23 protein-coding genes are annotated in these 24408 nt (G+C 58.5%); 11 read left to right on the plus strand and 12 right to left on the minus strand.

Going from position 1 to position 24408, the window contains the following annotated elements; genetic code table 11:
* Together ACJ8J1_RS04215 and ACJ8J1_RS04220 are read right to left on the minus strand one after the other, a co-directional pair.
* The gene (locus ACJ8J1_RS04215; protein ID WP_033643604.1) at positions 1 to 894 is read right to left on the minus strand and encodes a Kdo hydroxylase family protein; all 894 of its coding nucleotides are present in this window, start codon (positions 892 to 894) and stop codon (positions 1 to 3) included.
* Positions 895 to 1376: 482 nt separating this feature from the next.
* Positions 1377 to 2930: a sensor domain-containing diguanylate cyclase gene (locus ACJ8J1_RS04220; RefSeq protein ID WP_033643603.1), complete on the minus strand. Its 1554-nt coding sequence runs from the start codon at positions 2928 to 2930 to the stop codon at positions 1377 to 1379.
* 160 nt (positions 2931 to 3090) lie between these two features.
* Between ACJ8J1_RS04220 and ACJ8J1_RS04225 the strand changes: the two genes are divergently transcribed.
* Positions 3091 to 3285, plus strand: coding sequence for a hypothetical protein (locus ACJ8J1_RS04225; RefSeq protein ID WP_033643602.1), 195 nt, complete (start codon positions 3091 to 3093; stop codon positions 3283 to 3285).
* Between the two features lie 15 nt (positions 3286 to 3300).
* Here the strand turns inward: ACJ8J1_RS04225 and ACJ8J1_RS04230 are convergent, their stop codons facing one another.
* Positions 3301 to 3720 (minus strand): VOC family protein, encoded by a 420-nt coding sequence (locus ACJ8J1_RS04230; protein WP_033643601.1) that lies wholly within the window; start codon positions 3718 to 3720, stop codon positions 3301 to 3303.
* 176 nt (positions 3721 to 3896) lie between these two features.
* On the minus strand, positions 3897 to 4817 hold the full coding sequence (locus ACJ8J1_RS04235; RefSeq protein WP_033643600.1) for a Kdo(2)-lipid IV(A) acyltransferase: 921 nt from the start codon (positions 4815 to 4817) through the stop codon (positions 3897 to 3899).
* A gap of 631 nt (positions 4818 to 5448) precedes the next feature.
* On the opposite strand from ACJ8J1_RS04235, the gene ACJ8J1_RS04240 reads away from it, so the two are divergent.
* From ACJ8J1_RS04240 to ACJ8J1_RS04250, 3 genes are all read left to right on the plus strand, one after another.
* A complete protein-coding gene (locus ACJ8J1_RS04240; protein WP_033643599.1) occupies positions 5449 to 5649 on the plus strand; it encodes a glycine zipper domain-containing protein in 201 nt (66 codons plus the stop codon).
* Positions 5650 to 5660: 11 nt separating this feature from the next.
* Positions 5661 to 5909 (plus strand): GlsB/YeaQ/YmgE family stress response membrane protein, encoded by a 249-nt coding sequence (locus ACJ8J1_RS04245; protein ID WP_004935146.1) that lies wholly within the window; start codon positions 5661 to 5663, stop codon positions 5907 to 5909.
* Positions 5910 to 6004: 95 nt separating this feature from the next.
* Positions 6005 to 6394 carry a YidB family protein gene (locus ACJ8J1_RS04250; protein ID WP_019453502.1) on the plus strand — a complete coding sequence of 130 codons (390 nt, stop codon included), beginning with the start codon at positions 6005 to 6007 and terminating at the stop codon, positions 6392 to 6394.
* 3 nt (positions 6395 to 6397) lie between these two features.
* On the opposite strand, the gene ACJ8J1_RS04255 is transcribed toward ACJ8J1_RS04250, so the two are convergent.
* The gene (locus ACJ8J1_RS04255) at positions 6398 to 7330 is read right to left on the minus strand and encodes a LysR family transcriptional regulator (protein WP_033643598.1); all 933 of its coding nucleotides are present in this window, start codon (positions 7328 to 7330) and stop codon (positions 6398 to 6400) included.
* A 110-nt stretch (positions 7331 to 7440) separates the two neighbouring features.
* Between ACJ8J1_RS04255 and ACJ8J1_RS04260 the strand changes: the two genes are divergently transcribed.
* Positions 7441 to 8493: an SDR family oxidoreductase gene (locus tag ACJ8J1_RS04260; RefSeq protein WP_033643597.1), complete on the plus strand. Its 1053-nt coding sequence runs from the start codon at positions 7441 to 7443 to the stop codon at positions 8491 to 8493.
* A gap of 43 nt (positions 8494 to 8536) precedes the next feature.
* Here ACJ8J1_RS04260 and ACJ8J1_RS04265 read toward each other — a convergent pair whose 3' ends face one another.
* From ACJ8J1_RS04265 to ACJ8J1_RS04275, 3 genes are all read right to left on the minus strand, one after another.
* A complete protein-coding gene (locus ACJ8J1_RS04265) occupies positions 8537 to 9544 on the minus strand; it encodes an NAD(P)H-quinone oxidoreductase (protein WP_033643596.1) in 1008 nt (335 codons plus the stop codon).
* Positions 9545 to 9700: 156 nt separating this feature from the next.
* Complete coding sequence (locus ACJ8J1_RS04270; RefSeq protein WP_004935132.1) at positions 9701 to 9910, minus strand: hypothetical protein; 210 nt, start codon at positions 9908 to 9910, stop codon at positions 9701 to 9703.
* Between the two features lie 509 nt (positions 9911 to 10419).
* The gene (locus ACJ8J1_RS04275; protein ID WP_033643595.1) at positions 10420 to 10797 is read right to left on the minus strand and encodes a hypothetical protein; all 378 of its coding nucleotides are present in this window, start codon (positions 10795 to 10797) and stop codon (positions 10420 to 10422) included.
* A 375-nt stretch (positions 10798 to 11172) separates the two neighbouring features.
* On the opposite strand from ACJ8J1_RS04275, the gene cspE reads away from it, so the two are divergent.
* On the plus strand, positions 11173 to 11385 hold the full coding sequence (gene cspE, locus ACJ8J1_RS04280) for a transcription antiterminator/RNA stability regulator CspE (RefSeq protein WP_004935122.1): 213 nt from the start codon (positions 11173 to 11175) through the stop codon (positions 11383 to 11385).
* Positions 11386 to 11705: 320 nt separating this feature from the next.
* Positions 11706 to 11906: a protein DsrB gene (gene dsrB, locus ACJ8J1_RS04285; RefSeq protein WP_033643594.1), complete on the plus strand. Its 201-nt coding sequence runs from the start codon at positions 11706 to 11708 to the stop codon at positions 11904 to 11906.
* Between the two features lie 217 nt (positions 11907 to 12123).
* On the opposite strand, the gene rcsA is transcribed toward dsrB, so the two are convergent.
* Positions 12124 to 12753 (minus strand): transcriptional regulator RcsA, encoded by a 630-nt coding sequence (gene rcsA, locus ACJ8J1_RS04290; protein WP_019453510.1) that lies wholly within the window; start codon positions 12751 to 12753, stop codon positions 12124 to 12126.
* 794 nt (positions 12754 to 13547) lie between these two features.
* Here rcsA and ACJ8J1_RS04295 point away from each other — a divergent pair.
* Entirely contained in the window at positions 13548 to 14189 is a 642-nt protein-coding gene (locus tag ACJ8J1_RS04295; protein ID WP_033643593.1) for a GNAT family N-acetyltransferase, read from the plus strand.
* Between the two features lie 12 nt (positions 14190 to 14201).
* Here the strand turns inward: ACJ8J1_RS04295 and ACJ8J1_RS04300 are convergent, their stop codons facing one another.
* Positions 14202 to 15617 carry a pyridoxal phosphate-dependent decarboxylase family protein gene (locus ACJ8J1_RS04300; protein WP_033644307.1) on the minus strand — a complete coding sequence of 472 codons (1416 nt, stop codon included), beginning with the start codon at positions 15615 to 15617 and terminating at the stop codon, positions 14202 to 14204.
* 101 nt (positions 15618 to 15718) lie between these two features.
* Between ACJ8J1_RS04300 and ACJ8J1_RS04305 the strand changes: the two genes are divergently transcribed.
* Positions 15719 to 16594, plus strand: coding sequence for a LysR substrate-binding domain-containing protein (locus ACJ8J1_RS04305; protein WP_033643592.1), 876 nt, complete (start codon positions 15719 to 15721; stop codon positions 16592 to 16594).
* Here ACJ8J1_RS04305 and ACJ8J1_RS04310 read toward each other — a convergent pair.
* Positions 16591 to 17976 carry a CoA transferase gene (locus tag ACJ8J1_RS04310; protein ID WP_033643591.1) on the minus strand — a complete coding sequence of 462 codons (1386 nt, stop codon included), beginning with the start codon at positions 17974 to 17976 and terminating at the stop codon, positions 16591 to 16593. The genes ACJ8J1_RS04305 and ACJ8J1_RS04310 overlap by 4 nt on opposite strands.
* 61 nt (positions 17977 to 18037) lie before the next feature.
* A complete protein-coding gene (locus tag ACJ8J1_RS04315) occupies positions 18038 to 20218 on the minus strand; it encodes a glycoside hydrolase (protein WP_033643590.1) in 2181 nt (726 codons plus the stop codon).
* Positions 20219 to 20719: 501 nt separating this feature from the next.
* Here ACJ8J1_RS04315 and ACJ8J1_RS04320 point away from each other — a divergent pair.
* Together ACJ8J1_RS04320 and mgtA are read left to right on the plus strand one after the other, a co-directional pair.
* Positions 20720 to 21418, plus strand: coding sequence for an MgtC family protein (locus ACJ8J1_RS04320; RefSeq protein ID WP_025303346.1), 699 nt, complete (start codon positions 20720 to 20722; stop codon positions 21416 to 21418).
* Between the two features lie 243 nt (positions 21419 to 21661).
* Complete coding sequence (mgtA, locus tag ACJ8J1_RS04325) at positions 21662 to 24361, plus strand: magnesium-translocating P-type ATPase (protein ID WP_033643589.1); 2700 nt, start codon at positions 21662 to 21664, stop codon at positions 24359 to 24361.
* The last annotated feature ends 47 nt before the right edge of the window (positions 24362 to 24408 follow it).

The raw sequence follows: 24408 nt of genomic DNA on the forward strand, positions 1-24408 counted from the left end.
TCAGATCAGCGGCTGACCGCGCAGCTGTTCCAGCACTTTCAGCGGCGAGCGCTGCGGATCCTGCATCTTGTTCACCGGCAGCAAGAAGGTCTGTTCCAGCATAAACTGGCCGCCCATCGCGGCGTGCGGCGTTTGATCCGAGAAGCAAATCCAGCTGCTGCCCGGCGGAAACGCCAGCGCAAGCTGCGGCCCCTGTTGTTGATAATCGCCGTCGGCCTTCATGGCGTCATGCAACTGCAGCATCAGGTGGTCATAATGGCTGCGGCGGGTTTTGGTGATACGTACCCGGTGCTGCAGCCAGCTGCTGAAGGCGGAGTAGCGCGCCAGACGCGGCATAAAGCGTTGCGCCAGCTCAGGGAACGGTTCGCCGACGCGCCATTGGCGATGTTCACCGTGCGGATTGATGTTGGTGAAAATGCGCAGAATACGTTCACCGTAGTTCGGGCGCGACGGGAAAGCATCGACGTGCAGCCGGCTGTCGTCTTTGCGCCAGGAGCTGCTTGCGCGCCAGGCCGAAACCGGATGCAAACGCAGGCTGCCGGTCGGATGGTGCAGCGCCTCCTGATACTCGGGCAACAGCCCGGCGATCAGCTGGCGGCAAGATTGGTAATAACGTTCCAGCAGTTGCTGAACCTGCTGTCGACGTTCTGCGACGGCGACGCCGGTCAGCTTCCCGGCCAGCGGTTGATAGCTGATGTTTTTGCGCTTCGGATCGACCAACGCCGGATCCAGCAGCGGCATTTCCTGTTCAGACAGGGTGAAGGCCAGTTCGGGCAGAAACAGCACCTTGCCCTGTTCCAGTTCGCTGACCGCGCTGGATGCTTCCGCTGCCGCCCATTGTCGCAACGGCAGCGTCAGGACGGCCTGTTCACGCATAATATCGCCAGTAGGCATGAGATCTCCTCGCAAATCTATATCGCTTTATTCCCGTCTTTCAGATTGCCGCGTGATTGGCTGCACTGGCTTGCGCAGTGGCTGGCTGGAGCGGCGTCAGCAGCCCGCTCAATTGCAACGTGAAATTTGTGGGTTCTATTATGGATGTATCAGCAGGGCGCAGTGCGCCGAAGCGTGCGATGGCTTCCTGATATAGAGAATAATCCTGATAAGGGTATCACCGGCAATACCAATGAAAAGTAAACGAGGGCTAAACGGGGCTGCGTGTAGGCACGAATAATCAAAAATGGCACGAATTGTCCGCTGAATAGCGAGTTTTTTATCTTATTGAATTGTAATGGAAATAAATATGCTGCTTATTTATTGGCGTTATTTCATTCGAGAGCGGGGCAAATTGGGGAAATAATGTTTCGGTAGGAAATTATTTCATTTTTGTCGTGGGAATAAATCGGGCCGCCCAATTTTGGTGGCCCGATGAGTGATTAAGCGCCGTAAATGCAGTTTTTGCCTTTTTTCTTGGCCTGATACAGCGCGCTGTCCGCCTCATTGATAAAGCTGATCGGCGTATCGTTATACATATGCGGCACTTTGGCGCAGATGCCGATGCTGATGGTGACGATGCCGTGCGGGTTGCCCTGATGCGGGATCTTCAGATCGCGCACCGCCTGGATGACGCGTTCGGCGAAAATCAGCGCGCCCTGCACGTCGGTATCCGGCAGGATAATCCCCATCTCTTCGCCGCCGTAGCGCGCCAGAATATCGTTGCTGCGGCACGCCAACCCTTTCAGCGTCTGGCCGATCTGCTGCAGGCACTGGTCGCCGGCGACGTGGCCGTAGCTGTCGTTGTACTGCTTGAAGTAGTCGATATCCAGCATCAGCAGCGCCACGCTGCGGTAGTTGCGCGAGGCGCGCGCCAGCTCGTTCTTCAGCGCGATGTCAAACTGGCGGCGGTTGGCCAGGCCGGTCAGGCTGTCCAGCAGTGCCAGTTCTTCCAGCATCTGGTTGATGCTGGTCAGCTGATCGCGGGTACGCATCAGCTCGGCTTCGGTTTGCATGCTGTGCTTGATTTGCCGCAGCAGCACCGTGCCCATCGCCAGCAGGATCATCAGCAGAGAGAGGCCGCCGGCGGCGAACAGGCCGGCGTCGGTGCGCCAGTCCGCCAGTGCGTCGCGTTTCGACAGCCCGGCGGCGATCACCAGCGGAAAGCGGTTGACCCGCGAATAGCCGTAGATGCGCTCCACTTTGTCGTACAGCGAGGTGATGGTGGCGTTGCCGAATTCCGAATGCGGCAATATTTCGCTGAACAACACGCCCTTGGCGATATTTTTACCGATCGAGGCCGCCGAGTAAGGGCGGCGGTAGAGGATGGTGCCGTCCGCCAGCAGCAGATTTAGCGAGGCGTCGGTGTTGAGGGCGAAACTGTCGTAAAACTGGCGAAAATAATCGACGTACAACGTCGCCAGCACCACGCCGCCAAAGCTGCCGTCCGGGTTGTTGAAGCGCCGCGAAACGGGGATGATCAGATCGCCGGTGGTGCGGCTGCGGATCACCTCGCCGATGTACAGACCGCCGCCATCGCGGTTTTGGTGATATTTGAAGTAATCGCGATCGGCGTTGTTGGCGTTCTTGATGAATTTGCCCGAGGAGGTCGCCAGCCAGCGGCCGCTCGCATCGTAGATAAACATCCCGTGCAGCTGCGGCAGGTTGCCGACCTGGGTTTGCATCACCCGTTGCAGCCGGGTCAATTGCGAGGGCCCCAGTCCGTCGTTCTGGAGACGTTCGGTCAGATCGAGCAGATTGCCGTCTACCTGCATGAAGGTATCGTCGGCATGCTGCGCCAGCGAACGGGCTAGGTTGGCGGATTCATGCTCGGCGCTGCGCAGATCCCGCTGGTGCGCGTTCCAGATTTGCCAGCTGTTAAAGAGGATCAGCGTGGCGGCAACGATGATGACAAACACGCCGGCCTGAAATAATAATGGGGAGCTTTTAACGCTGCGCGGCGCCGCGGCATCCTGTATGGGTTGCTGCTGAGTCATGTCACCCTTGTTGTTTGATTACTATTCAATTTGAGTTAAGAGCAATCTTATATTTTATGCATAAATGCGCCAGACCTCTAGCCCTTAACGTGGCGATAGGGAGAAAGGCGCCTCGCACCCCGCATTTGCGGCGGTGTGAACGCGAAGGAGTAAAAGAGCCATGTCGGATTACATCATTATCGCTTTACTGACGCTGGCGGTGTATTACCCCCTCACGCTGGGGGCGCTGGCGGTGATGATGTTCTTCGCCTGGCGGCGGCGACGGTCGCCTTACTGGCGGTTGGGGCTGGCGCTGTTGACGGTGTTGTTCGCGCTGTTCGCCAAAGCGGCGTATGACTGGCACCGCTACAGCTAGCGGCGCCATGCGGGGTTATTCGACGTTGATCATCCAGTTGACGCCGAATTTGTCGGTCAGCATGCCGAAGCCTTTGGCCCAGAAGGTGGCTTGATAAGGCATCGTTACCTGGCCGCCCTGCGCCAGCTTATCGAACAGTTTGCGTCCTTGTTCCGCGTCGCTGGGGTTCAGCGACAGCGAGAAGCCTTTGTGGGAAGCGCCGCCGCTGTCATCCTGCGGACAGCCGTCGGAGGCCATCAGCACGCCGTCGCCAATCAGCAGACGCGCATGCATGATCGCTTCAGGATTGACGTCCTGCGGCCCGCCTTGGCGGGCTTCTTCGGGCATGTCTTTAAAGCGCATGACCATTTCAATTTTGGCATTCAACTGCTGTACATAGAAGTTAATCGCTTGCTCACAGTTACCGCTGAAGAACAAATAGGGTTGTACCAGCATGACATTGACCTCGGTTGTGGCCCGACAGGCAACGACCGGCCCTCGGGCGGGAAGAAATGATTGCTGGCGGCAATAATTGCCGTCGGTGACTTATTAGTGTAGTCCCCCTGACGTAGAATGCTCGTGCGAGGTGAGCGCCTTCGCCGCCGGCAGGGCGGGCGAAGGCACGAAGGCGGTTAATACAGCGAAGGTTCGCCGGGGGGGCGGGTTTTAAAGCGGCGGTGCAACCACATGTATTGATCGGGCGCCAGCAGCACCTGTTCTTCCACCACGCGGTTCATCATGGCCGCTGCGCGCGTTTCATCGTCCAGCGGGAAGTCCGTCAGCGGCGGCTGCACGATCAGCTCGTAGCCGCGGGCATTCGGCAGGCGGCGCGGCACGAATGGCACGATCGACGGCCGCCCCATACGCGCCAGGATATAGGTGCCGGTCGTCGTGGCGGCGTTTTCCACGGCGAAGAACGGTGCGAACACGCTGCTTTGCGGGCCGTAATCGTGGTCCGGCGCGTACCACAGGATTTCACCCTGCTTCAGGTTGCGGATCATGCCTTTGATATCTTTACGATCGATCATGAATTTATTCGAGCGCAGCCGGCCCCAGGTCTGCACCCATTCCATCAGCTTGTTATTGTGCGGGCGGTGTACGCCGATGCCGGGGTTTTGCATGCCGAAGATGCGCGCGCCCAGCTCCAGAGTGAGGAAATGCAGGCCGATCAGCAGCACGCCTTTCCCGTCCTGACGCGCCAGCTGCATGTTTTCCATGCCGCTCACCTTAAACCAACGGGCGATGCGCCAGTCAGGCCAGAACCAGGCCATGCCGACTTCGAACAGGCCCATGCCGACGGACTCAAAATTTTTGACAATCAGCGCCTCTCGTTCGGCGGCGGGCATCTCAGGGAAACAGAGTTCTAAATTACGGCGCGCTATTTTTACCCGGCGTTTCATCAGGGGCATGGCGATTCTGCCAAGGCCGTGTCCAAGCCGATAAATGAGCGGATAGGGCAATAACACCAATAGATAGAGTATTCCCAGCCCTATCCACAGCAACCAATAACGAGGGCGCAAGAATTCGCGCTCAAAGCGTTGGTTTAAAATCATTTTTTCTGTTCTTCCTTTAATTTCGCAATGGGACCTTAACCCAAATTGTTATGGGCGAAATGATAGAGCATTTTTTGTGAGACCGGGTTTTCCATTCATGCTTTTTTTTTTTACGCTTTATTTAAGCGCAGACGGAAAACGGAACGAAATGAGATTTTTACCGAGGGAAGGGCGGATATTCACCGCTATTTCAACCGGCTGGCGACATTGAAAAATAAGGACACAATTCAGCGCATCGCAAAAGTGACAACCGCTATGTAACCTTAGAGAAACAGCAGCGCGGCGGAACCGTCCCAAACGGCAGCCAGCGCATACAGCAGCGCGAGAATCAGGACAAAAGGGGCATTGAACATCGGCGTTTCCTCCAGGAGGCTGTGTTTAAAGTTTAGCCTGCCCAGATGACAATGGGATGAAATGCGATCGCTTTTGAAGCGGTGAAATTCAGACGGACGGAAATGGGTAAACCGCTGATTTTTTACTATAGTCATAGTGTGATGTTGTGCGATTGTCGCCGTACGCCCCGTCTTGAACGGCTGTGGGCAGAGTGTCCAGAGCAAGATCGCGGAACGGGCGGCGCCGGACGTGAAACAGGTGACGAAGTTCTCAGAGGGCGGGTCTGTAAGGATTTGACATGTCATATGAAAATGACGATCTAAGCGGTGTTGAGCAACCGAGCGACTACGTTAAAACCACCGCCTGCGAAGTGCGCAGCGGCGTAAAGGCAGCGCTCGAGCAATCATGTGCCTGCATCAAGGATAACCCTTGGGCAGGGGTAGGCGCCGGCGCCGTCGTGGGCCTGGTAATAGGATTTCTGTTAGGCAAAAGGCAATAGGGAGAGTAAAAATGGGCATCATTTCCTGGATCATTTTTGGTTTAATCGCCGGTATCCTGGCTAAATGGATTATGCCGGGCAAAGACGGCGGCGGCTTTATTGTTACCGTTATACTGGGGATCGTGGGCGCCGTCGTCGGCGGCTATATCAGCACCTTCTTCGGTATGGGGCGCGTTGACGGTTTTAACCTGGGCAGCTTCGTGGTGGCGGTCATCGGTGCCCTGGTGGTGCTTTTTGTCTACAGGAAGATCAAAGGCTAAGCAGCCGTTGCTCAACAGGGTCGCCGCGGCGGCCCTTTTTCGTGAAATCAATCCGGCTGTGCGGCACGGGCCGCAGCGGCTGAAAGGGGAATATCATGGGTCTGTTCGATAGCGTATTGGGTAACATTCTGGGCGGCGGCGCCAACGGCAAAGGCATCGACTACATCGCCATTATGCAGTGGGTCGAGCAACAAGGCGGCCTGCAGGCCATTTTGGACAAGTTCCGCCAGGGGCAGTTCGGCGATATCGTCGGTTCCTGGCTCGGTAACGGCGAAAACCAGCCGATTACCGGCGATCATGTGCAGCAGGCGTTGGGCAGCGATGCGATCAATCAATTGGCTGAAAAGCTGGGCGTCGATCCGGCCCAGGCGTCCAGCACCATTGCACAGTTCTTGCCGACGGTAGCGGATGCCGCTTCGCCAAACGGTGAAGTGCAGCAAGACAGCAATGAACTGGGCGACATGGTCGGCAAACTGTTCAAATAATGATTATGCTCCCGGCGTCTGGCCGGGGGCATTCACTCCGCTAATTCCCTCGATCGCCGTCAACGCCTGTTGCAAATGCGCCACCCAGGCGCGCACTTTCTGCGGAATAAAACGTAAAGCGGGATAGACCGCATGCAGCGCCATGGGCGGGTAGCGGTATTCCGGCAAGACGGGAACCAGCGCCCCCGTCGCCAGCTGTTCGCCGATCAGCGGCCGCTGAGCGCCACCGATGCCGGCCCCGGCCTCGATGGCCGCCAGCAGCGATAAGGTATTGTTGGCGCGAAACGTGGGTCGCAGCGCGACCATCTCGGCGCCGTGGGGGCCGAGCAGGGTGAGCGTATCGCCATCGTTTAGGCCGCTGTAGCGAATGTGCGCATGTTTCACCAGATCCGCCGGCGAACGAGGGGCGCCATGCCTGGCCAGATAGGCCGGCGACGCGACCAGCAGGCGTTGCAGCTCACCCAACCGTTTCGCCACCATGCCGGGCGCGTGCAATTCGCCGAAGCGCAGCGCCACGTCGATGCCTTCGCCGATGACGTCGGCGCGGCGATCGTCCAGCAGCAGCTCGATGGTGAGATCCGGATGACGTTTTTGGAACGCGATGGCCAAAGGGGTGATATGCCGTTGTCCGAATCCGGTCGGCGCATGCAGGCGCAAATTGCCCTGCAGCTGGTGGTGCTGGCCGTGCAACGCCTCTTCCGCTTCGTCGACCGCCGCCATAATCGGTTTGAGGCGCTGATAGTAATCATTGCCGGCCTCCGTCAGGGTGACCGCACGCGTGCTGCGAAACAGCAGCTGCGCCCCCAACTGCTGTTCCAGACCGGCGATTTGCTGACTGACCGCCGGCTGCGTCAAACGCAGATCGCGCGCGGTGGCCGACAGGCTGCCCAGCTCCGCCACCCGCATAAAGGTTTTCATTGCGTTCAGCTTATCCATGTCGATTTTGCCTATAGATATTTCTTATTAGTGTTAGTGGAAACCCTCATCTACCGCAAGTATCGCTAATCAATAACACTCAGGGTATCGATAATCCGAGGGGTGACAAAATGAACGCAAAGCGACAGGCGCTGGTGATCGGCGCCAATGGCGTGATTGGGCGCCGATTGATTGAGGAGCTGATTGACCAAGGTTGGCAAGTGGTGGGCGTCTCGCGCCGGGGCGGCGAACCGGCGCCTGGGGTGCGCCACCTGCAGGTTGACCTGCTGAATGCGGCGGCGACGCGGGACGCGCTGCGTCCGCTGAGCGCGATTAGCCACGTTTTCTATGCCGCCTATCAAGATGCTCCGGATTGGGCGGGGCTGGTGGCGCCGAACCTGCAAATGTTGCAACACGTTGTCGAAGGGCTGGAGCCGATTGCGCCGGCGTTGGAACATATCAGCCTGATGCAGGGCTATAAAGTTTATGGCGCGCATTTGGGGCCGTTTAAAACGCCAGCGCGTGAAAGCGATGCCGGGCATATGCCGCCGGAGTTTAACGCGGCGCAGCAGCAGTATCTGGAGCAGCGCCAAACAGGCAAGCGCTGGCGTTGGAGCGCCATTCGCCCGAGCGTCGTGGGGGGCTTCTCGCTCGGCAACCCGATGAATCTGGCGTTAAGCATCGCGGTTTACGCCTCGATCAGTAAAGCGCTCGGGCTGCCGCTGCGCTTTCCCGGGAAGCCGGGCGCTTACCACAGCCTGTTGGAAATGACCGACGCCGGACTGCTGGCACGCGCCACGCTCTGGGCGGCGACCGAACCTGCGGCAGCCAATCAGGCGTTTAACATCAACAACGGCGATCTGTTTCGCTGGAGCGAAATGTGGCCGAAAATCGCCGCGTACTTCGGGCTGGAATGTGCGCCGCCGTTGCCGATGACGCTGGAAAACATGATGGCGGACAAAGCGCCGCTGTGGCGCGAGCTGGCGCAACGGCACTCCTTGACCGAGCCCGATTACCGGGCGGTGGCCGGCTGGCGTTTCGCCGATTTCGTCTTTTCCTGGGACTACGACATGTTCGCGGACGGCAGCAAGGCGCGGCGTTTCGGTTTCCATCAGTTTGTCGAAACCGAGGCCATGTTTTTCTCGCTGTTCGATGCATTCCGCCGTCGCCGCATCATTCCCTGAATGCGGCATAAATTTCCCCACAGCCCCGCTGCGGGGAAAGGTCTCAGAACGTCAGCATGATTTTGCCGATGTGCTCGCTGGATTCCATCAGCGCATGCGCGGCGGCCGCCTCTTCAAGCGGGAAGGTTTTAAAGATTTGCGGTTTCAGCACGCCGCGCTCCAGCAGCGGCCAAACTTTCTCGTGCAGCTCGGCGGCAATCTGCGCTTTGTCCGCGACGCTGCGCGAACGCAGCGTCGAACCGGTATGGGTCAAGCGTTTCAAGAGCAGCGGCATCAGGTTGAGCTCTTTTACCACGCCGTTTTGCGTGCCGATTTGCACGATACGGCCTTCCATCGCTGCGGCCTGATAGTTCTTGGCCACATAGTCGCCGGCGATCAGATCGACGATCACGTCGGCGCCTTTGCCGTTAGTGGCGTCTTTGGTGCGGGCGACAAAGTCTTCGTTGCGGTAATTAATCGCCACGTCGGCGCCCAGCGCCAGGCTCGCCTGACGCTTCTCTTCTGAACCGACGGTGGTGATCACCTGGGCGCAGAAGGCTTTCGCCAGCATGGTGGCGACCGTGCCGATACCCGAGGTGCCGCCGTGGATCAACACGGTCTCGCCGGCTTTGAGGTGACCGCGCTGGAACACGTTGACCCAGACGGTAAAGAAGGTTTCCGGCAGCGCGGCGGCCTCGGTCAGGCTCAGGCCCGCCGGAACCGGCAGCGCATTGCTTTCATGCACGGCGCAGTATTGCGCATAGCCACCGCCGGCGATGAGGGCGCAAACCCGATCGCCGATTGCGAAGCGGGTCACGCCTTCACCGATGGCTACCACTTCGCCGGCAATTTCGAGGCCGGGAATATCCGAGGCGCCGGGCGGTGGCGCATAGTTCCCCTGACGTTGCAGCACGTCGGGGCGGTTAACGCCGGCGGCGGCGATTTTCACCAGAAGTTGGCCCGCTTGCGGAACCGGCACCGGACGTTCGGCGACGACCAGAACCTCGGGGGCGCCGGGTTGGCTGATCTCAATCGCTTTCATCGTGTCGGGCAGCGGTGCATTCGTTGACATGGTTACTCTCCTCATCGTGGCGGACGCGGTTATCAGGTGGCGCGTCCACAATAAAGTCTGCTGTTAGCTTAGCGAAATCGAATGAGGTGCGCGTGGTCGAATAGAGCGGTTTTGCGAGGAAGAGAAGGAGACGCCGCCGCGATGGGCGGCTGGGCATCAATCGTTAGGGGGGATGCGGAACCCTTTCAATGAAACGATAAAGTGTTCTTTTCCTTTGGAGATCTTGGCGCCTTTATCGCACCACAGGCTGGCAAGCTGGAAGAAATCGTCGCTGCCGATGTCGTAAGCCAGTTCGATTTTCTTGGCTGTGCCGGCGCGGATGAGCTTTTCTGCTTCCTGGTGGTTTGCAGCTTTAATTATGGTCATGGGCGAAATCCTTGGTGTTAAGCCAGAACGGATAATCGCTAATCATCATATGGCCATATTGTGACAGTTTTGTGATGAAAGGATGACGGTAACCGCAGGCGCGGCGTGCGGCGTGCCGCGCCTTCGCGGTGAAAATGCGTTGTCGGTTACCGATCGTGCGGGCGGACGAATGCACTTTTCTTCTGAGATTTGAAGTGTTTATAGAGCGCATAGCCCGCAATGCCGGCCAAGACGGCCAGGAGGGTAAGAGATCCTGTGGCCATGAACATCACCTCCGAATAAGAATGGCAAGGAGGCGTATTTGTGACATTCATCACTTTGCAGGGCAATGAGACCAATCTGTAATCGGAAAGGCGAGATGCGAGAAGGGCAAAAAAAAAGCGCCTATAGGGAGGCGCATAAAGATTTGCAACACAGCTTGTCATGTTCAACACCAGGAGGAGTGGTGAACTGACGCCATTCTAAGCGGCCGTGATTGCGTGAGGTATAGGCATTCTCCGAAAGCGTCATTACCACTCATAGCCTAACTGAATGTTGTAATCGGGATCCTGGTTGGTGGAATAAGGATCGGATTGGCGGCGGCGATCGGTTTTCTTCACCGGGCCGTCATACGCGGGATAAGGTTTGGTGCGCGGCTTGCTGCAGCCCGGATGATCGCACTCGATGTCGACGCGAAAACCGTTTTTATCTCGCGCCTCTGCCCAAGTGATCGGCGGTTTCTCGGCCTTGGGCGCGGGCCCAGGCGACGTCGGCGGCTTGGGCGCAGGGGCGACGCTGGGATCGGGGGCTTGATAATTCAGCTCCAGCGCGCCAAGCGGAGCGCTGTAAGCGGCAAAGGCCAGCAGGGCGGCGGCGCTGGCGGCCGGTAATGTGAGCCATCTCGGCATGGTGGGTCTCCCTGGATGATTACGCCGGGCAACTATAAAACAGTAAAACGAGAATTACTATCATTTGCCTGCGGCGTAATGGGGATTCAGCTGGCGATCCCGTAGGCAGACGGGGTCAAATCCTGTGCGTTTAGCCGAGATTAACGCCCCTGCACGGCGAAAAAGGTTGCTATTGCCGCTCGCTCGTGAGTTAATGATGTCGGCCTGTGGTACAGACCTATTTATGCACGACATTTTGAGTAAAGTAGTTCAAATTTAAAGCGTTATCCCGGATAGCCCTTCTCTGACGAATTTCCTTTCCAGTGCCTCCATAAGTAACTGATGACCGGCTATCTCGCCCATGGCGGCTAACATTATTATTGAAGGAAATTAGACATGTCTAACATGATCAAAGGTCAAGTGAAGTGGTTCAACGAAGCTAAAGGTTTTGGTTTCATCACCCCAGCAGACGGCAGCAAAGACGTATTCGTACACTTCTCTGCTATCCAGGATCAAGGCTTCAAGACCCTGGCTGAAGGCCAGAACGTACAGTTCTCTATCGAGAACGGTGCGAAAGGTCCATCTGCGGCTAACGTTACCGCTATCTAATTGGCGTCTACCGCTGATTGAATAAAACCCGCCGAGGCGGGTTTTTTTATGCCTGCAATTTGACGGCGCATAAAAAAAAGCCCGCAAGTCTGCGGGCAAAAGTTCCTTGTTACTTCTTCATTTGCAAGCGCTTCTCTGGGGGGGAAACGCCTGAAGACAGGTTACGCGAGGACGGCTTAAGATTCTGCGGTCAAACCGTTAAGAAAGTGAAAATCCAGGCGGCTGCTACGCTGATAGCAGAGACCGGCAGGGCTGGGGCGGTGTCCTTCACCCGGGGTTTTGTAATACACTGATGCCAATCGCAAAGAATGGGGAAGGGTATGCAGGTTAACGATCGAGTGACGGTAAAAACAGATGGCGGCCCACGGCGCGAAGGCGTCATTCTGGCCGTAGAGGTCTTCAACGAAGGTACCATGTATCTGGTGTCTCTTGAGGACTACCCGGCGGGCGTGTGGTTTTTTAATGAAATCGACAGCCGTGACGGCACTTTTGTGGAGCCTTGCGGCGCGCCCGGGCAGTAACTTCGAATAATCTCATTAATTTGCTAACGAAACTGTCTATTTTGAGATTATTTCAATGCGGTAAGAATTTTTTTATCGACGACATAAAAATACCCGTTGCGCTAGCGGGGGATAACGCAGCAGGTATTCTTTTGGTTATCCCAGCGTTTGAGAACCGGATTACGTTATCACCGGATATTTAACGATGGGTAAACAAAGTGGGGGCGTTCTCTACGGTTCAGCGGCTATTGACGAATATTCCACTAGTCAATGTGTCGGTCAAACGGACAACGTGGTAAATGATCTGCTTGTTGTGCGTTTTTATTTTCCGCTTGATGTTTCCCTTGTGGGAAGAGACCGTTTTGGCCTTTATTTGCATCTGGTCTGATATCTGGATGGTGCCTTGCCCGGACATCCACATGCGTAACATGTTCGATTCAGTTTGGCTCAGTGTCACCGGCGTTTGATCCAGAGAGGATTTCTCCACCCGTAGGGATTTTTTCTCGAGATAATGACTAAGTAGCTGATTCATAGTCTCTGGTTTGATGGATTTTGACGATATGATGACGTTCTTGCGAACATATAAATAATCGTCGAAATGTACATTGGTAATAGCCATGAAGATGAAGAATAACGTATCCGGGTGCAGTGAAATCACCCGTTTTATTCGCTCCGTGGCGTTTGCTTCATGGATGAAGCAGTCCTCGTTAATAAACACCAGGCTAGGATTCAACTTACTGCATTTTTCATGCAGGCTGTCAATGTCCTCGATGGCATTAATATGGCGCTTCTTCACGCCATGCGAAGTCAGATAGTCGGTTAACCCCAATCTGGTATAGCTACATGAATCCATGATAATCGTTGGCATATCGCACCCCCACTTAAATCCGTTTTACTGCGGTAATATGAGAAAAAGCCTAAAAAGCCGAAAGGCAAAATGGAACAATAATTCAGTGTAGCGAGTGTTCTATCAATAAACACGACGGCACTCAATGATATTTTCATACTAAACTTATTAATCGCATGAATCTATAAGTTTGGCTTAAGTCAGAGCGATCTGCTACTCGCCCGGCGTCGGCATGATGGGCCTGATTCGCGCTTGGCGCCCGCGCCTGCCGGCATTGTCTGCTGATAATCTGTTCATCATGTCACGAAACAAAATTTTAGTTTGCTAGGAAAAGTCTTAAAAAAAATTCATGTGTCTTTTTTTTGAAGTCTTTTAGCGTGCTTTTTAAGTGCTCAAAAAGCACTCGCTTCTAGGTTCTTCTATTTTTAATCATAAAAATCATTGCGTTATGATTGTCTTGGCACCTTTCGCTAATGATAAGCGCTTCTGTTTTTATCATAACAACAAACAAAAGTTAACATTATTGCTGGAATGTGTAGCTTAATTGTTGCCATAAATCACCATTTTACAATAGGTTATGTGGATATTTATTTCATATGAAATCATTTGTGTGAATGTTTATCGGTGATTGAGTGATTTTTCTAAACTATCGTCTTGCCAGCCGGTCGGCAGGGGCGGCGGCAGGTCGGAGTTGTTTCTGACCCGTGCCGGTTTTAATTTGCTCTTGCACCTTTCAAAAACAGGATGTCGCGGTGAGACAAAATCAATATGGGCAGCCGATAGGCGATGCCCTCCCTCATTGGCAGCCGGCAGGCATGCCCGGGCAAGCGTTACTGTCAGGGCGGTTTTGCCGCCTAGAACCGCTGAACCTCGAACGCTGGGGCGACGAGCTTTATCAGGCTTATCAAACCGCCGAGGACGACCGCGACTGGACCTATCTGTTTTGGGCGCGGCCGCAGACGCGCGAGGATTTTCAGCATTACCTGCAGGCCCTGGCGTCCAGCGCCGACAGGCGCACGATGGTGGTGATCGATCAGGCGAACGGGCGCGCGGTAGGAACCTGCGCTTTTTTGCGCATCGATCCCGCCAACGGTGCGGCTGAACTGGGCACCATCAACTGGTCCCCGCTGATGAAGCGCAGTGCGCTCGGCAGCGAGGCCATTTTCCTGATGCTGCGCCATTTGTTTGACGATCTGGGTTACCGGCGCTGCGAATGGAAATGCGATAGCCTCAATCTGCCTTCGCGTCAGGCCGCCGAGCGTTTTGGCTTTCGCTATGAGGGCACGTTCCGTCAGGCGGTCGTCGTCAAAGGACGCACGCGCGACACCGACTGGCTGTCGATCATCGATGGAGAATGGCCGGCGCTGCGCTCGGCGTTTGCCGCCTGGCTGTCGCCGGATAACATCGGCGACGACGGGCGGCAAGAACGGCGTTTGCAGGCCTTCCAGCCCGGGTGACGCGCCAGGCGTTTAGGCCGTCTCCGCCAGGCAATGGCGCAGCGAGTCCAGCGTCAGGCGAATGTCCTGTTCCTCCGTCATCCAGTTGACCAGCGCGGCGCGGATCCCCGGCTGGCCGTTATAACGCGTAGGGGTGCAACGCGCCACCCCATGCCGGCTAAGGCGTTCGAGAAAGCGATCGCGCGCCGCTTCGCTGTCGCCCTGTGGATGACTGAGGGCAAAGCACACCACGTTCATATTCACGGGCGCCAACAGATGGAAACCGTCCTCGGCCGCTAACGCCGCTCCCAGCGCCTGCGCCAGTTCGACATTGCGCTCGACGATATCTCGTATGCCGCTGCGGCCATAGGCTTTCAGCGTCAGCCAAAGCGGCAGGGCGCGGAAGCGGCGCGAATTTTCCGGCGTCAGATGCAGATAGTTGTCTGGCCGCAGCGTCGGTGCTTCCAGGTAGGCCGAATGGTTCTGAAATACCTGCATCTGCAGATCCAGATGGCGGGTAAATTGGATCGCGCTGTCATAAGGCACGTTCAGCCATTTGTGCGCATCGACGGTGATGGAATCGGCATGCTGCCAGCCCTCGAGCCTTGGGGCGTAGAGCGGCGAGCAGGCCGCCACGCCGCCGAATGCCGCATCGACATGCAGCCAAAATGGATAACGCTCTCGCAGCGCCAGCAGTTGCGGCAGATTGTCGAAAGCGACGGTATTGACCGTGCCGGCACTGGCCAGTACCAACGTTGGCTGGCCTGCGCTAGCGGCCAGCTGCCGCTCCAGCGCCGCCATATCCATGGCTTCAGACTCCGGCAGGCTGGCGACGATCGTCAATGCCTCGCGGCCGATACCGAGCATGCTGAGCGCCTTCACGCTGCTGGAATGCGGATTGGCTCCAAGAACCCGGATCGGGCCCAACGCCGCCAGGCCTTGTTGGGCGATATCCACGCCGCGCTGTTGCCCCAGCCACTGCCGACCAATGGCCAGCCCGGTGAAATTGGCCATGGTCGCGCCGCTGACCAGGCTGCCGCTGAACGTTTCCGGCAGGCCCAGCAGGGATTTCAATTGCGTCACGGCCGCCAGCTCGATCGTGGCTGCGATGGTATCATGGCTGAGCAGGCTATTTTGGTCTGTCACGCTAACCAGCCAGTCCGCTGCGACCGCCGCCGGGGTGCCGCCGCCGGTGACGAAGCCGAAATAACGCGGGCCGGCGCTGGCGGAAATGCCGGCCTGATAACGTTGCCAAAAGCGCTCCAGCGCCGCCAGGGCGCCTTCGCCGTTTTCGTCGAGCCGATCGTCGCCCGGTTGCAGCTGCTGATGCTCGAGCGGTGGGCAGACCGAGCGTTGCTGCAGCCCAGCCAGGAAATCTTCCGCCAGTTGGCGGGTGTGATCGAGGATCTGCGGAAACTGTGCGAGGTCCTGTTGTAAACGTGGGTGCATGGCGGCTCCGAAAGCGTCAGGGATGATGGGGTAAACATAGAACATTTGCCTGCCGGTCAAAATCGATGAAAAATAACCTTTTTGGATAGCCTGGTTAACCAATGATGAGTGAACGCATTCCCTTGCATGTCTTGCCGACCTTTGCGATCGCCGCCAGGTTGGAAAATTTGCGCGCTGCGGCGCAACAGGTGCATTTGACGCACGGCGCGGTCAGCCAGCAAATTCAGCTGTTGGAGCAGGCGGTCGGCTCTCCGCTGTTTGAACGGCGCGGGCGCGGTGTGCGCCTGAATGCCGCCGGGCGAGAGTTGCTGGCGGCGGTAGAGCCGGCGCTGCAGGCGCTGCAGCAGGGCGTCGCCCGCGCCCGGCGAGCGGCGGCAAGCCAGACGCTCCGCATCAGCGTGTTGCCGTCTTTTGCCCATTACTGGCTGCTGCCGCGTCTGTCGGCTTTTCATGAGGCCTGTGCCGATATTGCGCTGGATATCGATGCGTCGCTGGCGCTGCAGGATCTGTCGCAGCGGGGGTTCGATGCAGCGATCCGCATCGGCAGCGGTCAATGGGCGGGGCTGCAGGCGCAGCGCATCGCCTCGGGGGACGTGTTGCCTGTCGCTTCGCCGGATATGGCGCGAGAATGGGGGGCGGCTTTCGAGAACGGTGGCGATATTCCGTTGCTCGAGCACGACGTCAGTCCCTGGCGCGACTGGTTCAACGCGCAGGGGCGCCCGTTATGCGGGCGGCAACAGGCGTTGTTCAACGATGCCGGATTATTGATTCGCGCGGCAGAGCAAGGGTTTGGCATTGCGTTGGCGAAAAAGCTGCTGGTGCAGGATGCCCTCGACGCGGGGAGGCTGGTGGCCTTGGCCGCGCCCTGTCGCCTGAGCGATGACGACGTTTATCTGGCATGGCCGCAGACCGCCGGGTTGACGCCGGCGGTCACCCGCTTGCTGCAGTGGCTTCAGCAGCAGTTGGCGGCGATTTAGCGGCGTAGCCATTCCGGTTGCGAGGTGCCGAGCGTGGTCGCCGGCAGCGCCCATTGCAGAGCCGTGCCCTGCAGACTCAACGGCGCGCGCAGGCGTTGCGCGGCCCCCCAGTGAGTCAGTTCCGTTTCAGGGTTCTCGTCGGCGCTTCCGGCCGGTGTCAGCGGTTCCGGCCGATAATGCGTCGGGTAGGGATGCGCCAGCAGCAGCTGCGCCGTCCGCGCCAGCGACAAGCGCGCGCGATAGCCGGTGCCGCGGTACAGGCGCTGCGTCATACCGGTCAGCACCGCCGCCGCCATCAAATAGCCGGTGGCGTGATCCAGCGCCTGTACCGGCAGCGGCACAGGCAAACTGGCGCTGCGCCAAACCATGCCCGCCTCCGCCAGCCCGCAGCTCATCTGCACCAGACTGTCGAAACCGCGCCGGGTGCGCCACGGCCCGCTCCAGCCGTAGGCATTCAGGCAGACGTCGATCAGGCCCGGCGCCAGCGCGTGCCTTTCCTCCGCGCCATAGCCCAGTTTCTCCAGCGCGCCGGCGCGGTAGCCGTGCACGATCACGTCGGCGTTTCTCAGCAGGTGCTCAAACGTATGGCGATCGCGCGCATTGGTCAGATTGAGGCGCGCGCTGCGCTTGCCCAACATCACTTCGTGTTCGACCCCGGGCTCATCCCACCCGTAAGGGTCGATACGCAGCACGTCGGCGCCCAAGCCGGCGAGAAAACGCGTGGCGATCGGCCCGGCAAGAATGCGCGTCAGGTCCAGCACCCGCACGCCGTGCAGCGGCCGGGCGACGGGCAGCGTCCAGCCGGGCGATGGCGCTTCCGGCTGCAATGCGGTGTGGATCAGCGGTTCGAGCGCCACGCTTTTACCCTGAATATGTTGTCGCCACGCGGCCGCCGAACGCATTTGGGCTGCGCAGCCGCCGGCCGCGATCACCGCTTCCTCCAGCTCGCTTTTTTTCCAGGCCAGCACACGTTCCGCCAGCGCGCCTTTCTTCGATGCCGGGCCCAGCACCTGTTCCACCGCTCGCCGATGGTGTGGCGCATTGGTATGCAGGCGTATCCAGCCGTCCGCCGTGGCGTAGTCGCCGGCCAGCGCGTCCCAGGCGGCGGGCAGCGTCCAACCCAGCGGGCGTAGCGTCCAGCCGAACCAAAGCGAGGCCAGGCGTTGATCGACCCAAACCTGCTGCGCGGCGGCGCCCTCGCGCCGCAGCAGCTCGGCGCAGGCTAAACCTGCGGCGCTCCAGGCGGCGGTGGCCAATTCGGTCACGGGAAAAGCCGAAGGCAATGCGCCGGTGCCGCTTACGGTGAGGCGATCGGCGGGGGCAGGGCATTGCCCGAGGCTTTGCCAAATCTCGTCGAGCAGAGTGTGGATCAGGGGAGTCATCGGCCGCTCCTTGTGGGTAAACGGAAATATAGCCTAGCGTAGCCCACTGTCGGCGGCCTTGCTAAGGTGCGACGTCGAGAGTGCGGCCGTCGGCCAGTTTGGCGCGTACGCTGTGGGGCGCCACGCCGCCGAAAGGTTGCGCGCTGAAATTGGCGGTCAGGGTCGATCCGTCGCTGAACGTCGTCTGTTGCACCCAGCCGTCCCGATCGAGCCAGCGGAAGTCGGTTAACGCTTTATCCCACAAGGCTTGATGCAGCGGCCGGAAGGCGGCATCGGCGCGTTTTATCGCCGGTAAGCGCGCCGCCAGAGTGGTGCGGCTCAGGTGGAACATCGGCGCGGTGTTGTACAGCTGGCTGAGCAGGCTGCGGGTGGTCTGAACGTCGCTGAACTTCAGATTGTCGTAATTCCAGTGGTGGCTGCTGACGATAGCATCGTGGAAAACGGCCTGATACAGCGGCAGGCGGTAACGCGGATCGAATTCGACGGTACGGTAGGGCTGTTTCACTTTGGCGGGTCGGAAGAAAAACGCCGGTTGGGCGTTGGGCCACCAAGCGCCGAGATAATAGGGCGAGGATTTATCCTGATTCATCTGTTTATCTCCCCAGCCGAATCCCCAGGTTTCCATGCCGTGGGCGAACATCAGGCTGCGCGCGGTCACTGCGTTGCCATCCTCTGAGCCCAGCGGCAACTTAAGGGTGGCGCTGAACCAGGCGAGCCGGGCGTTGCGGGCTTCGGCCATCTGCGCCGCGCCGGTTGGGTGGTCGGGCTGATAGTCGTCGGACACCATGCCGGTGCCGTCCACATCGAGAAACAGGCTGTTCAACCCGGCCAATTGCACCAGTTCGCGCATGCGCTGTTGAGAATAGGGCAGGACACAGCCTGGATTGAGGTAATAACCCTGTTTACCGAAGCCGGGTTTCCTGCTGCCGTCTGCACGCACGATGGCGCAGGATTCCCGCAGCGTCGTCGGCAACTGCGCGGTGAGCCAGCTGTCGTTGACGCCGCGCGCGATGGCGGTATCGTAGGAGTCGTAGCTGGCGATCAGATAACCGGCCGCTTTGGCGGCGGCTACCGCTTGCGGGTGCAGGAAGGCGGCGGTCCAGTTATCGGTGCCCAACCACAGGCGCGGCAAACCGGCCTGGCGCAGCGCGTCGATCAACGGTTTGGCCAACCCTTGCCCCCAACCGTCCGCTGGGGTTAACCAGCGTCCCAGCTCCCGTTGCGCCAGCGCCCGCACTGCGGCGGCCTGGCGCTGTTGCGCCTGCAGAAAGTTGGCGTCATCCGGCGTCGCGCCAAGCGCGAACTGCGCCGTCAACGCCCGGTTGATGCCGTCGATCAGGGGCTGTTGTTGCCAGCCCTCCGGCGTTTTTCCCGCCAGCCGCAGCAGCAAGCTTCTGCTCTCGGCGTCCATCTTCTGCCGCAGCGCTTCGGCGGCGGGAGAGGCGAAGTAGTGCAGTAATCCCGGCCAATCCTTGACATCTTCCGCCGCCAGCAATTGGTCGCCCCACAGATAGATATGGGTAGCGCCGATCAGCTTTTCGCCTTCGGGCGCCTGCTTGATCTTCTCGCGCAGGCTGCTGAACCGGCCGTTTTGTTGCAGATAGTCGCGGTAACGGCGGGCGCCGGACAGCGGGGCGTTGCCGACGTGCAGCAGCACCTCGAATGCCTGTTGTTGATTGAAGCGATTGAATTGGTGGCTGGCGCGCATCGCCAGCTTTTCCTGCGCGGTGGCGAAGGCTATCTGGTTACTGAACGGCGTCAACATCAGCCAGCTGTAGACCTTACCCTGGTGTTGCAGGCTCCACAGCGGCAGTTTCAGATCCCAGTTGGTATCCAGCGGCGTCATTTCCGTCGTCAGGTAATGACGCCAGACCGCGTTGTCCAGCGGGATGCGGCTGCCTTCGCCGATCGGCAACAGCAGCGTTTCCCCCTGCGGCATATGATACCAGTTCAGGGTTTGCGGCCGATCGCTGCTGAAGCTCAGGCGCAGATCGCCGCCTTCCAGACGGGCGCTGACGTTGATTGCGCGTTGCGGCCATCGCCAGCTGGCGCGTCGTGGCGTTGCGGTAAGATCCGTTACCTGCTGCGCAGGCTTCGCCAGATTGATCGGCACCGGGCCTGCGGCGATATGCAGCGTGGCAGGGTCGAGTTCAAATTGCACGTCGCCTTGCTGCAGCAGTAAGGCATCGGCGGGAAAACTGATGAGCAGCGCCAGCGCGAGCGGGGAAAACCGTTGTTTCATCAGGGGCGTCCTTGGAAGATGAAAGAGGGCAGTTTACCGATAAGCGCACTGTCGCCCAATGTCGCCATCTTCTATTTGTGACATCGAAATATAAACGCCGTATTCCAGTTTATTTTTCGTTTAATAAATTAGCCTTTACTTCATTACCCGACGTCACTATACTCAGCCAAAATTTCAGTGGAGAAACCCAATTGGACAGTTGTAGTTGTAATAAAACAAATAAGGCAAGCTGACCAATTCTCTTCTGATTTGTTGCTTGCCGTTATCGGCGGGCAGCACCCCTCTCCAGTTATTTCTGAGCTGTGCATACCCGAATAAGAAACGTTTCCTGATGCCTGACGGTTTCAGGTGAATTGAGTTGGACGTTATTATGGTATTCTGCAGCCACAGCCTTTTCCCTCCAGGCACAGCACGCTGATTCGCTGATTTATTTTCAGCGCGATTTCGCGTGTGCTAAACAGCACATGATTTTATCTCCTGCGGTTAATTAAGGGGACAGTCATGGCTATGACTCCTTTCGTTTTGAATTTATTGCTGGCGATGTGCCTGGGCGCGGTCATTGGCGCCGAACGCCAGTGGCGCCAACGCATGGCCGGCCTGCGCACCAATGCGCTGGTGGCGACCGGCGCGGCGGTCTTTATTCTCAGCTCCATGTCCACCGATCCGGCCAGCGCCGGCCGCGTGGCGGCGCAGATCGTATCCGGTATCGGCTTCCTCGGCGCCGGCGTGATCATGCGTGAAGGGCTTAATATTCGCGGCCTCAATACCGCCGCCACGCTGTGGTGTTCGGCGGGGATCGGCGTACTGTGCGGCCTGGGCCAGCATTGGGATGCGGTGGTCGCTACGCTGGTGATCCTGTGCGCCAATATCCTGCTGCGCGAAGCCGCGCAGCGCATCAATCTGCAGCCGCATCAGCAGGCGACCGATCTGGAACTGTGCTATCGCATTCAGGTGACCTGCGGCGAGCAGGACGAAATTCTGGTGCGCACCCTGATCCTGCAGGCGCTGAACGGCGTCGCCTTGCGGCTGCAATCCTTGCGCAGCGCCGATATTTCGAGCCCGGGGCAATTGGAAGTGTGCGCGGAAATTACCGCTACGCCGGCCGCGCAAAAAGAAATCGAAGGTATTGTCTGCCGCGTCAGTCTGGAAAAAAGCGTGAGCGCCGTTCGCTGGCGCGTCGCGTCCGAATTACCGGTCTGATTAATGATATAAATATTGATTAACTTGATTATATGTTCAGGTTTATTCATGCACGCCTTGAATAACGCTGAACATTAAGGAGGCGTTATGGACGATGACCCCGGAAGGAAAATGATTCCAGCGTGGCTGACAGGGTAATTCCGCCATTTAGTCACGCTAATAAAAAATTCCAAGCTGCGCATAGTCACCTGTTTATCGGGCGGGGCTTCGCTGTGCGCAGAACTAAAATAAGAGAATAGCGTTATGACTCAGATTAATGAAAGAACGCGTCGCCGTGATAAAGACGCGGTGACCTACGCCATTGCGCAAGAGGCCACCAACAGCATCGCTCAAACGCTGGCGAACCTGAAGTGCAACCGCAACGGCTTGACCCAGGACGACGCCGATGAGCGGCTGGAGCAGTTCGGCGCCAACCAGGTCGCCCATGACAAGGCGCCGCATGCCCTGATCCAGCTGATCAAGGCCTTCAACAACCCGTTTATCTTCGTGCTGATGGTGCTGGCTGCGATCAGTTTCTTTACCGATTATTGGCTGCCGCTCCAGAGCGGTGAAGAAACTGAACTCACCGGCGTCATTATCATCCTGACCATGGTCACGCTGAGCGGGCTGCTGCGTTTCTGGCAGGAATACCGCACCAACAAAGCGGCGGAAGCGCTGAAATCGATGGTGCGCACTACCGCCACGGTGCTGCGCCGCAGCAGCTACAGCGCGCATCCGCTGACGCTGGAAGTGCCGATCCGCGAACTGGTGCCGGGGGATATCATCCAGCTCTCCGCCGGTGACATGGTGCCGGCCGACGTGCGTCTTATCGCCTCGCGCGATCTGTTCATCAGCCAGGCGATTTTGACCGGCGAGGCGATCCCTATCGAGAAATACGATGCGATGGGCAACGTGGCGCAGAAGTCGAGCGAAGGGGAAGTGTCCAGCGAGAACGCGCTGCTTGAGCTCTCCAACATCTGTCTGATGGGCACCAACGTCGCCAGCGGTACCGCTACGGCGGTGGTGGTGGCGACCGGCGGGCGCACCTACTTCGGCTCGTTGGCCAAGTCGATCGTCGGGACACGGGCGCAGACTGCGTTCGATCGCGGGGTGAACAGCGTCAGCTGGCTGTTGATTCGCTTCATGCTGGTGATGGTGCCGGTGGTGTTGCTGATCAACGGCTTCACCAAAGGCGACTGGAGCGAAGCGGCGCTGTTCGCGCTGGCGGTGGCGGTCGGCCTGACGCCGGAAATGCTGCCGATGATCGTCAGCTCCAACCTGGCGAAAGGGGCGATCGCCATGTCGCGTCGCAAGGTGGTGGTGAAGCGTCTGAACGCCATTCAGAACTTTGGCGCCATGGACGTGCTTTGCACCGACAAGACCGGCACGCTGACCCAGGACCGCATCATTCTCGAGCACCACATCGACGTCAACGGCGCCAGAGATAACGAGGTGCTGCACCTGGCCTGGTTGAACAGCTTCCATCAGAGCGGCATGAAGAACCTGATGGATCAGGCGGTGATCCGCTTTGGCCGCGGCAAACCGGGGATTGAAGCCCTGGGGCGTTTCAGCAAGGTGGACGAGCTGCCGTTCGATTTCGTGCGCCGCCGTTTGTCGATCGTGGTGGCGGATGAGAATGGCCGCCAGCAGCTGATCTGTAAGGGCGCGGTGGAGGAGATGCTGGAGATCGCCACCCACGTGCGCGAAGGCGATCAGACGCTGGTGCTGGACGACGCGCGCCGTGCGGCGTTGCAGGCGCTGGCCCGAGAATATAACGAAGACGGTTTCCGCGTGCTGGTGCTGGCGACGCGCGAGCTGGATGCGCAGCGCCCGGCCGAACCGCTGAGCGTGGCCGACGAACGCGATATGGTGGTGCAAGGGCTGCTGACCTTCCTCGATCCGCCGAAGGAGAGCGCTCAGCAGGCGATCGCCGCGCTGCAGGAAAATGGCGTGACGGTGAAGGTGCTGACCGGCGACAACCCGGTGATCACCTGCAAGATTTGCCGCGACGTCGGGCTGGAGCCGGGCGAGCCGCTCTCCGGGCTGCGGATTGAACAGATGGATGACGAAGAACTGGCGCGCGAAGTGGAACAGCGCACGGTCTTCACCAAGCTGACGCCGCTGCAAAAATCGCGGGTGCTGAAAATGCTGCAGGCCAACGGCCATACCGTCGGTTTCCTCGGCGACGGCATCAACGATGCGCCGGCGCTGCGCGACGCCGACGTCGGCATCTCGGTCGACACCGGTACCGATATCGCCAAGGAGTCGGCGGACATCATCCTGTTGGAAAAGAACCTGATGGTGCTGGAAGAGGGGGTAATCAAAGGGCGCGAGACCTTCGGCAATATCATCAAGTACTTGAACATGACCGCCAGCTCCAACTTCGGCAACGTGTTCTCGGTGCTGGTGGCCAGCGCCTTCATCCCGTTCCTGCCGATGCTGGCGATCCACCTGTTGATTCAGAACCTGATGTACGACATTTCTCAGCTGTCGCTGCCGTGGGACAAGATGGACAAAGAGTTTCTGCGCAAACCGCGCAAGTGGGACTCCAAAAACATCGGGCGCTTTATGCTGTGGATTGGGCCGACCTCGTCAATCTTCGATATCACGACGTATGCGCTGATGTGGTACGTGTTCGCCGCCAACAGCGTGGAACACCAGGCGCTGTTCCAGTCCGGCTGGTTCATTGAGGGGCTGCTGTCGCAAACGCTGGTGGTGCATATGTTGCGCACCCAGAAGATCCCGTTCATTCAGAGCACGGCGGCGCTGCCGGTCTTGCTGACCACCGGGTTGGTGATGGCGCTCGGCATCTACATTCCGTTCTCGCCGCTCGGCGCCCTGGTTGGCTTGCAGCCGCTGCCGTGGGAATACTTCCCGTGGTTGGCCGCTACGCTGGTCAGCTACTGCGTGGTCGCACAGTTGATGAAGCGTTTCTATATCCGCCGCTTCGGCGAGTGGCTCTAAGCCGCCTCGGCATTCACTTCGGGGGCGAAATTCTTCGCCCCCGCACC

Source organism: Serratia sp. CY37869 (assembly GCF_052168895.1).
GTDB classification, from domain to species: domain Bacteria; phylum Pseudomonadota; class Gammaproteobacteria; order Enterobacterales; family Enterobacteriaceae; genus Serratia; species Serratia ureilytica.

Coding starts and splice junctions, on each gene's coding strand:
- ACJ8J1_RS04260 (WP_033643597.1), top strand. CDS start 7,441: ATGAACGCAAAGCGACAGGCGCTGGTGATCGGCGCCAATGGCGTGATT.
- ACJ8J1_RS04275 (WP_033643595.1), bottom strand. CDS start 10,797: ATGCCGAGATGGCTCACATTACCGGCCGCCAGCGCCGCCGCCCTGCTG.
- ACJ8J1_RS04270 (WP_004935132.1), bottom strand. CDS start 9,910: ATGACCATAATTAAAGCTGCAAACCACCAGGAAGCAGAAAAGCTCATC.
- dsrB (WP_033643594.1), top strand. CDS start 11,706: ATGCAGGTTAACGATCGAGTGACGGTAAAAACAGATGGCGGCCCACGG.
- ACJ8J1_RS04250 (WP_019453502.1), top strand. CDS start 6,005: ATGGGTCTGTTCGATAGCGTATTGGGTAACATTCTGGGCGGCGGCGCC.
- ACJ8J1_RS04320 (WP_025303346.1), top strand. CDS start 20,720: ATGGCTATGACTCCTTTCGTTTTGAATTTATTGCTGGCGATGTGCCTG.
- ACJ8J1_RS04215 (WP_033643604.1), bottom strand. CDS start 894: ATGCCTACTGGCGATATTATGCGTGAACAGGCCGTCCTGACGCTGCCG.
- ACJ8J1_RS04310 (WP_033643591.1), bottom strand. CDS start 17,976: ATGACTCCCCTGATCCACACTCTGCTCGACGAGATTTGGCAAAGCCTC.
- ACJ8J1_RS04315 (WP_033643590.1), bottom strand. CDS start 20,218: ATGAAACAACGGTTTTCCCCGCTCGCGCTGGCGCTGCTCATCAGTTTT.
- ACJ8J1_RS04300 (WP_033644307.1), bottom strand. CDS start 15,617: ATGCACCCACGTTTACAACAGGACCTCGCACAGTTTCCGCAGATCCTC.
- mgtA (WP_033643589.1), top strand. CDS start 21,662: ATGACTCAGATTAATGAAAGAACGCGTCGCCGTGATAAAGACGCGGTG.
- ACJ8J1_RS04225 (WP_033643602.1), top strand. CDS start 3,091: ATGTCGGATTACATCATTATCGCTTTACTGACGCTGGCGGTGTATTAC.
- ACJ8J1_RS04305 (WP_033643592.1), top strand. CDS start 15,719: ATGATGAGTGAACGCATTCCCTTGCATGTCTTGCCGACCTTTGCGATC.
- ACJ8J1_RS04265 (WP_033643596.1), bottom strand. CDS start 9,544: ATGTCAACGAATGCACCGCTGCCCGACACGATGAAAGCGATTGAGATC.
- ACJ8J1_RS04220 (WP_033643603.1), bottom strand. CDS start 2,930: ATGACTCAGCAGCAACCCATACAGGATGCCGCGGCGCCGCGCAGCGTT.
- ACJ8J1_RS04240 (WP_033643599.1), top strand. CDS start 5,449: ATGTCATATGAAAATGACGATCTAAGCGGTGTTGAGCAACCGAGCGAC.
- ACJ8J1_RS04255 (WP_033643598.1), bottom strand. CDS start 7,330: ATGGATAAGCTGAACGCAATGAAAACCTTTATGCGGGTGGCGGAGCTG.
- ACJ8J1_RS04235 (WP_033643600.1), bottom strand. CDS start 4,817: ATGATTTTAAACCAACGCTTTGAGCGCGAATTCTTGCGCCCTCGTTAT.
- ACJ8J1_RS04245 (WP_004935146.1), top strand. CDS start 5,661: ATGGGCATCATTTCCTGGATCATTTTTGGTTTAATCGCCGGTATCCTG.
- cspE (WP_004935122.1), top strand. CDS start 11,173: ATGTCTAACATGATCAAAGGTCAAGTGAAGTGGTTCAACGAAGCTAAA.
- ACJ8J1_RS04230 (WP_033643601.1), bottom strand. CDS start 3,720: ATGCTGGTACAACCCTATTTGTTCTTCAGCGGTAACTGTGAGCAAGCG.
- ACJ8J1_RS04295 (WP_033643593.1), top strand. CDS start 13,548: ATGCCCGGGCAAGCGTTACTGTCAGGGCGGTTTTGCCGCCTAGAACCG.
- rcsA (WP_019453510.1), bottom strand. CDS start 12,753: ATGCCAACGATTATCATGGATTCATGTAGCTATACCAGATTGGGGTTA.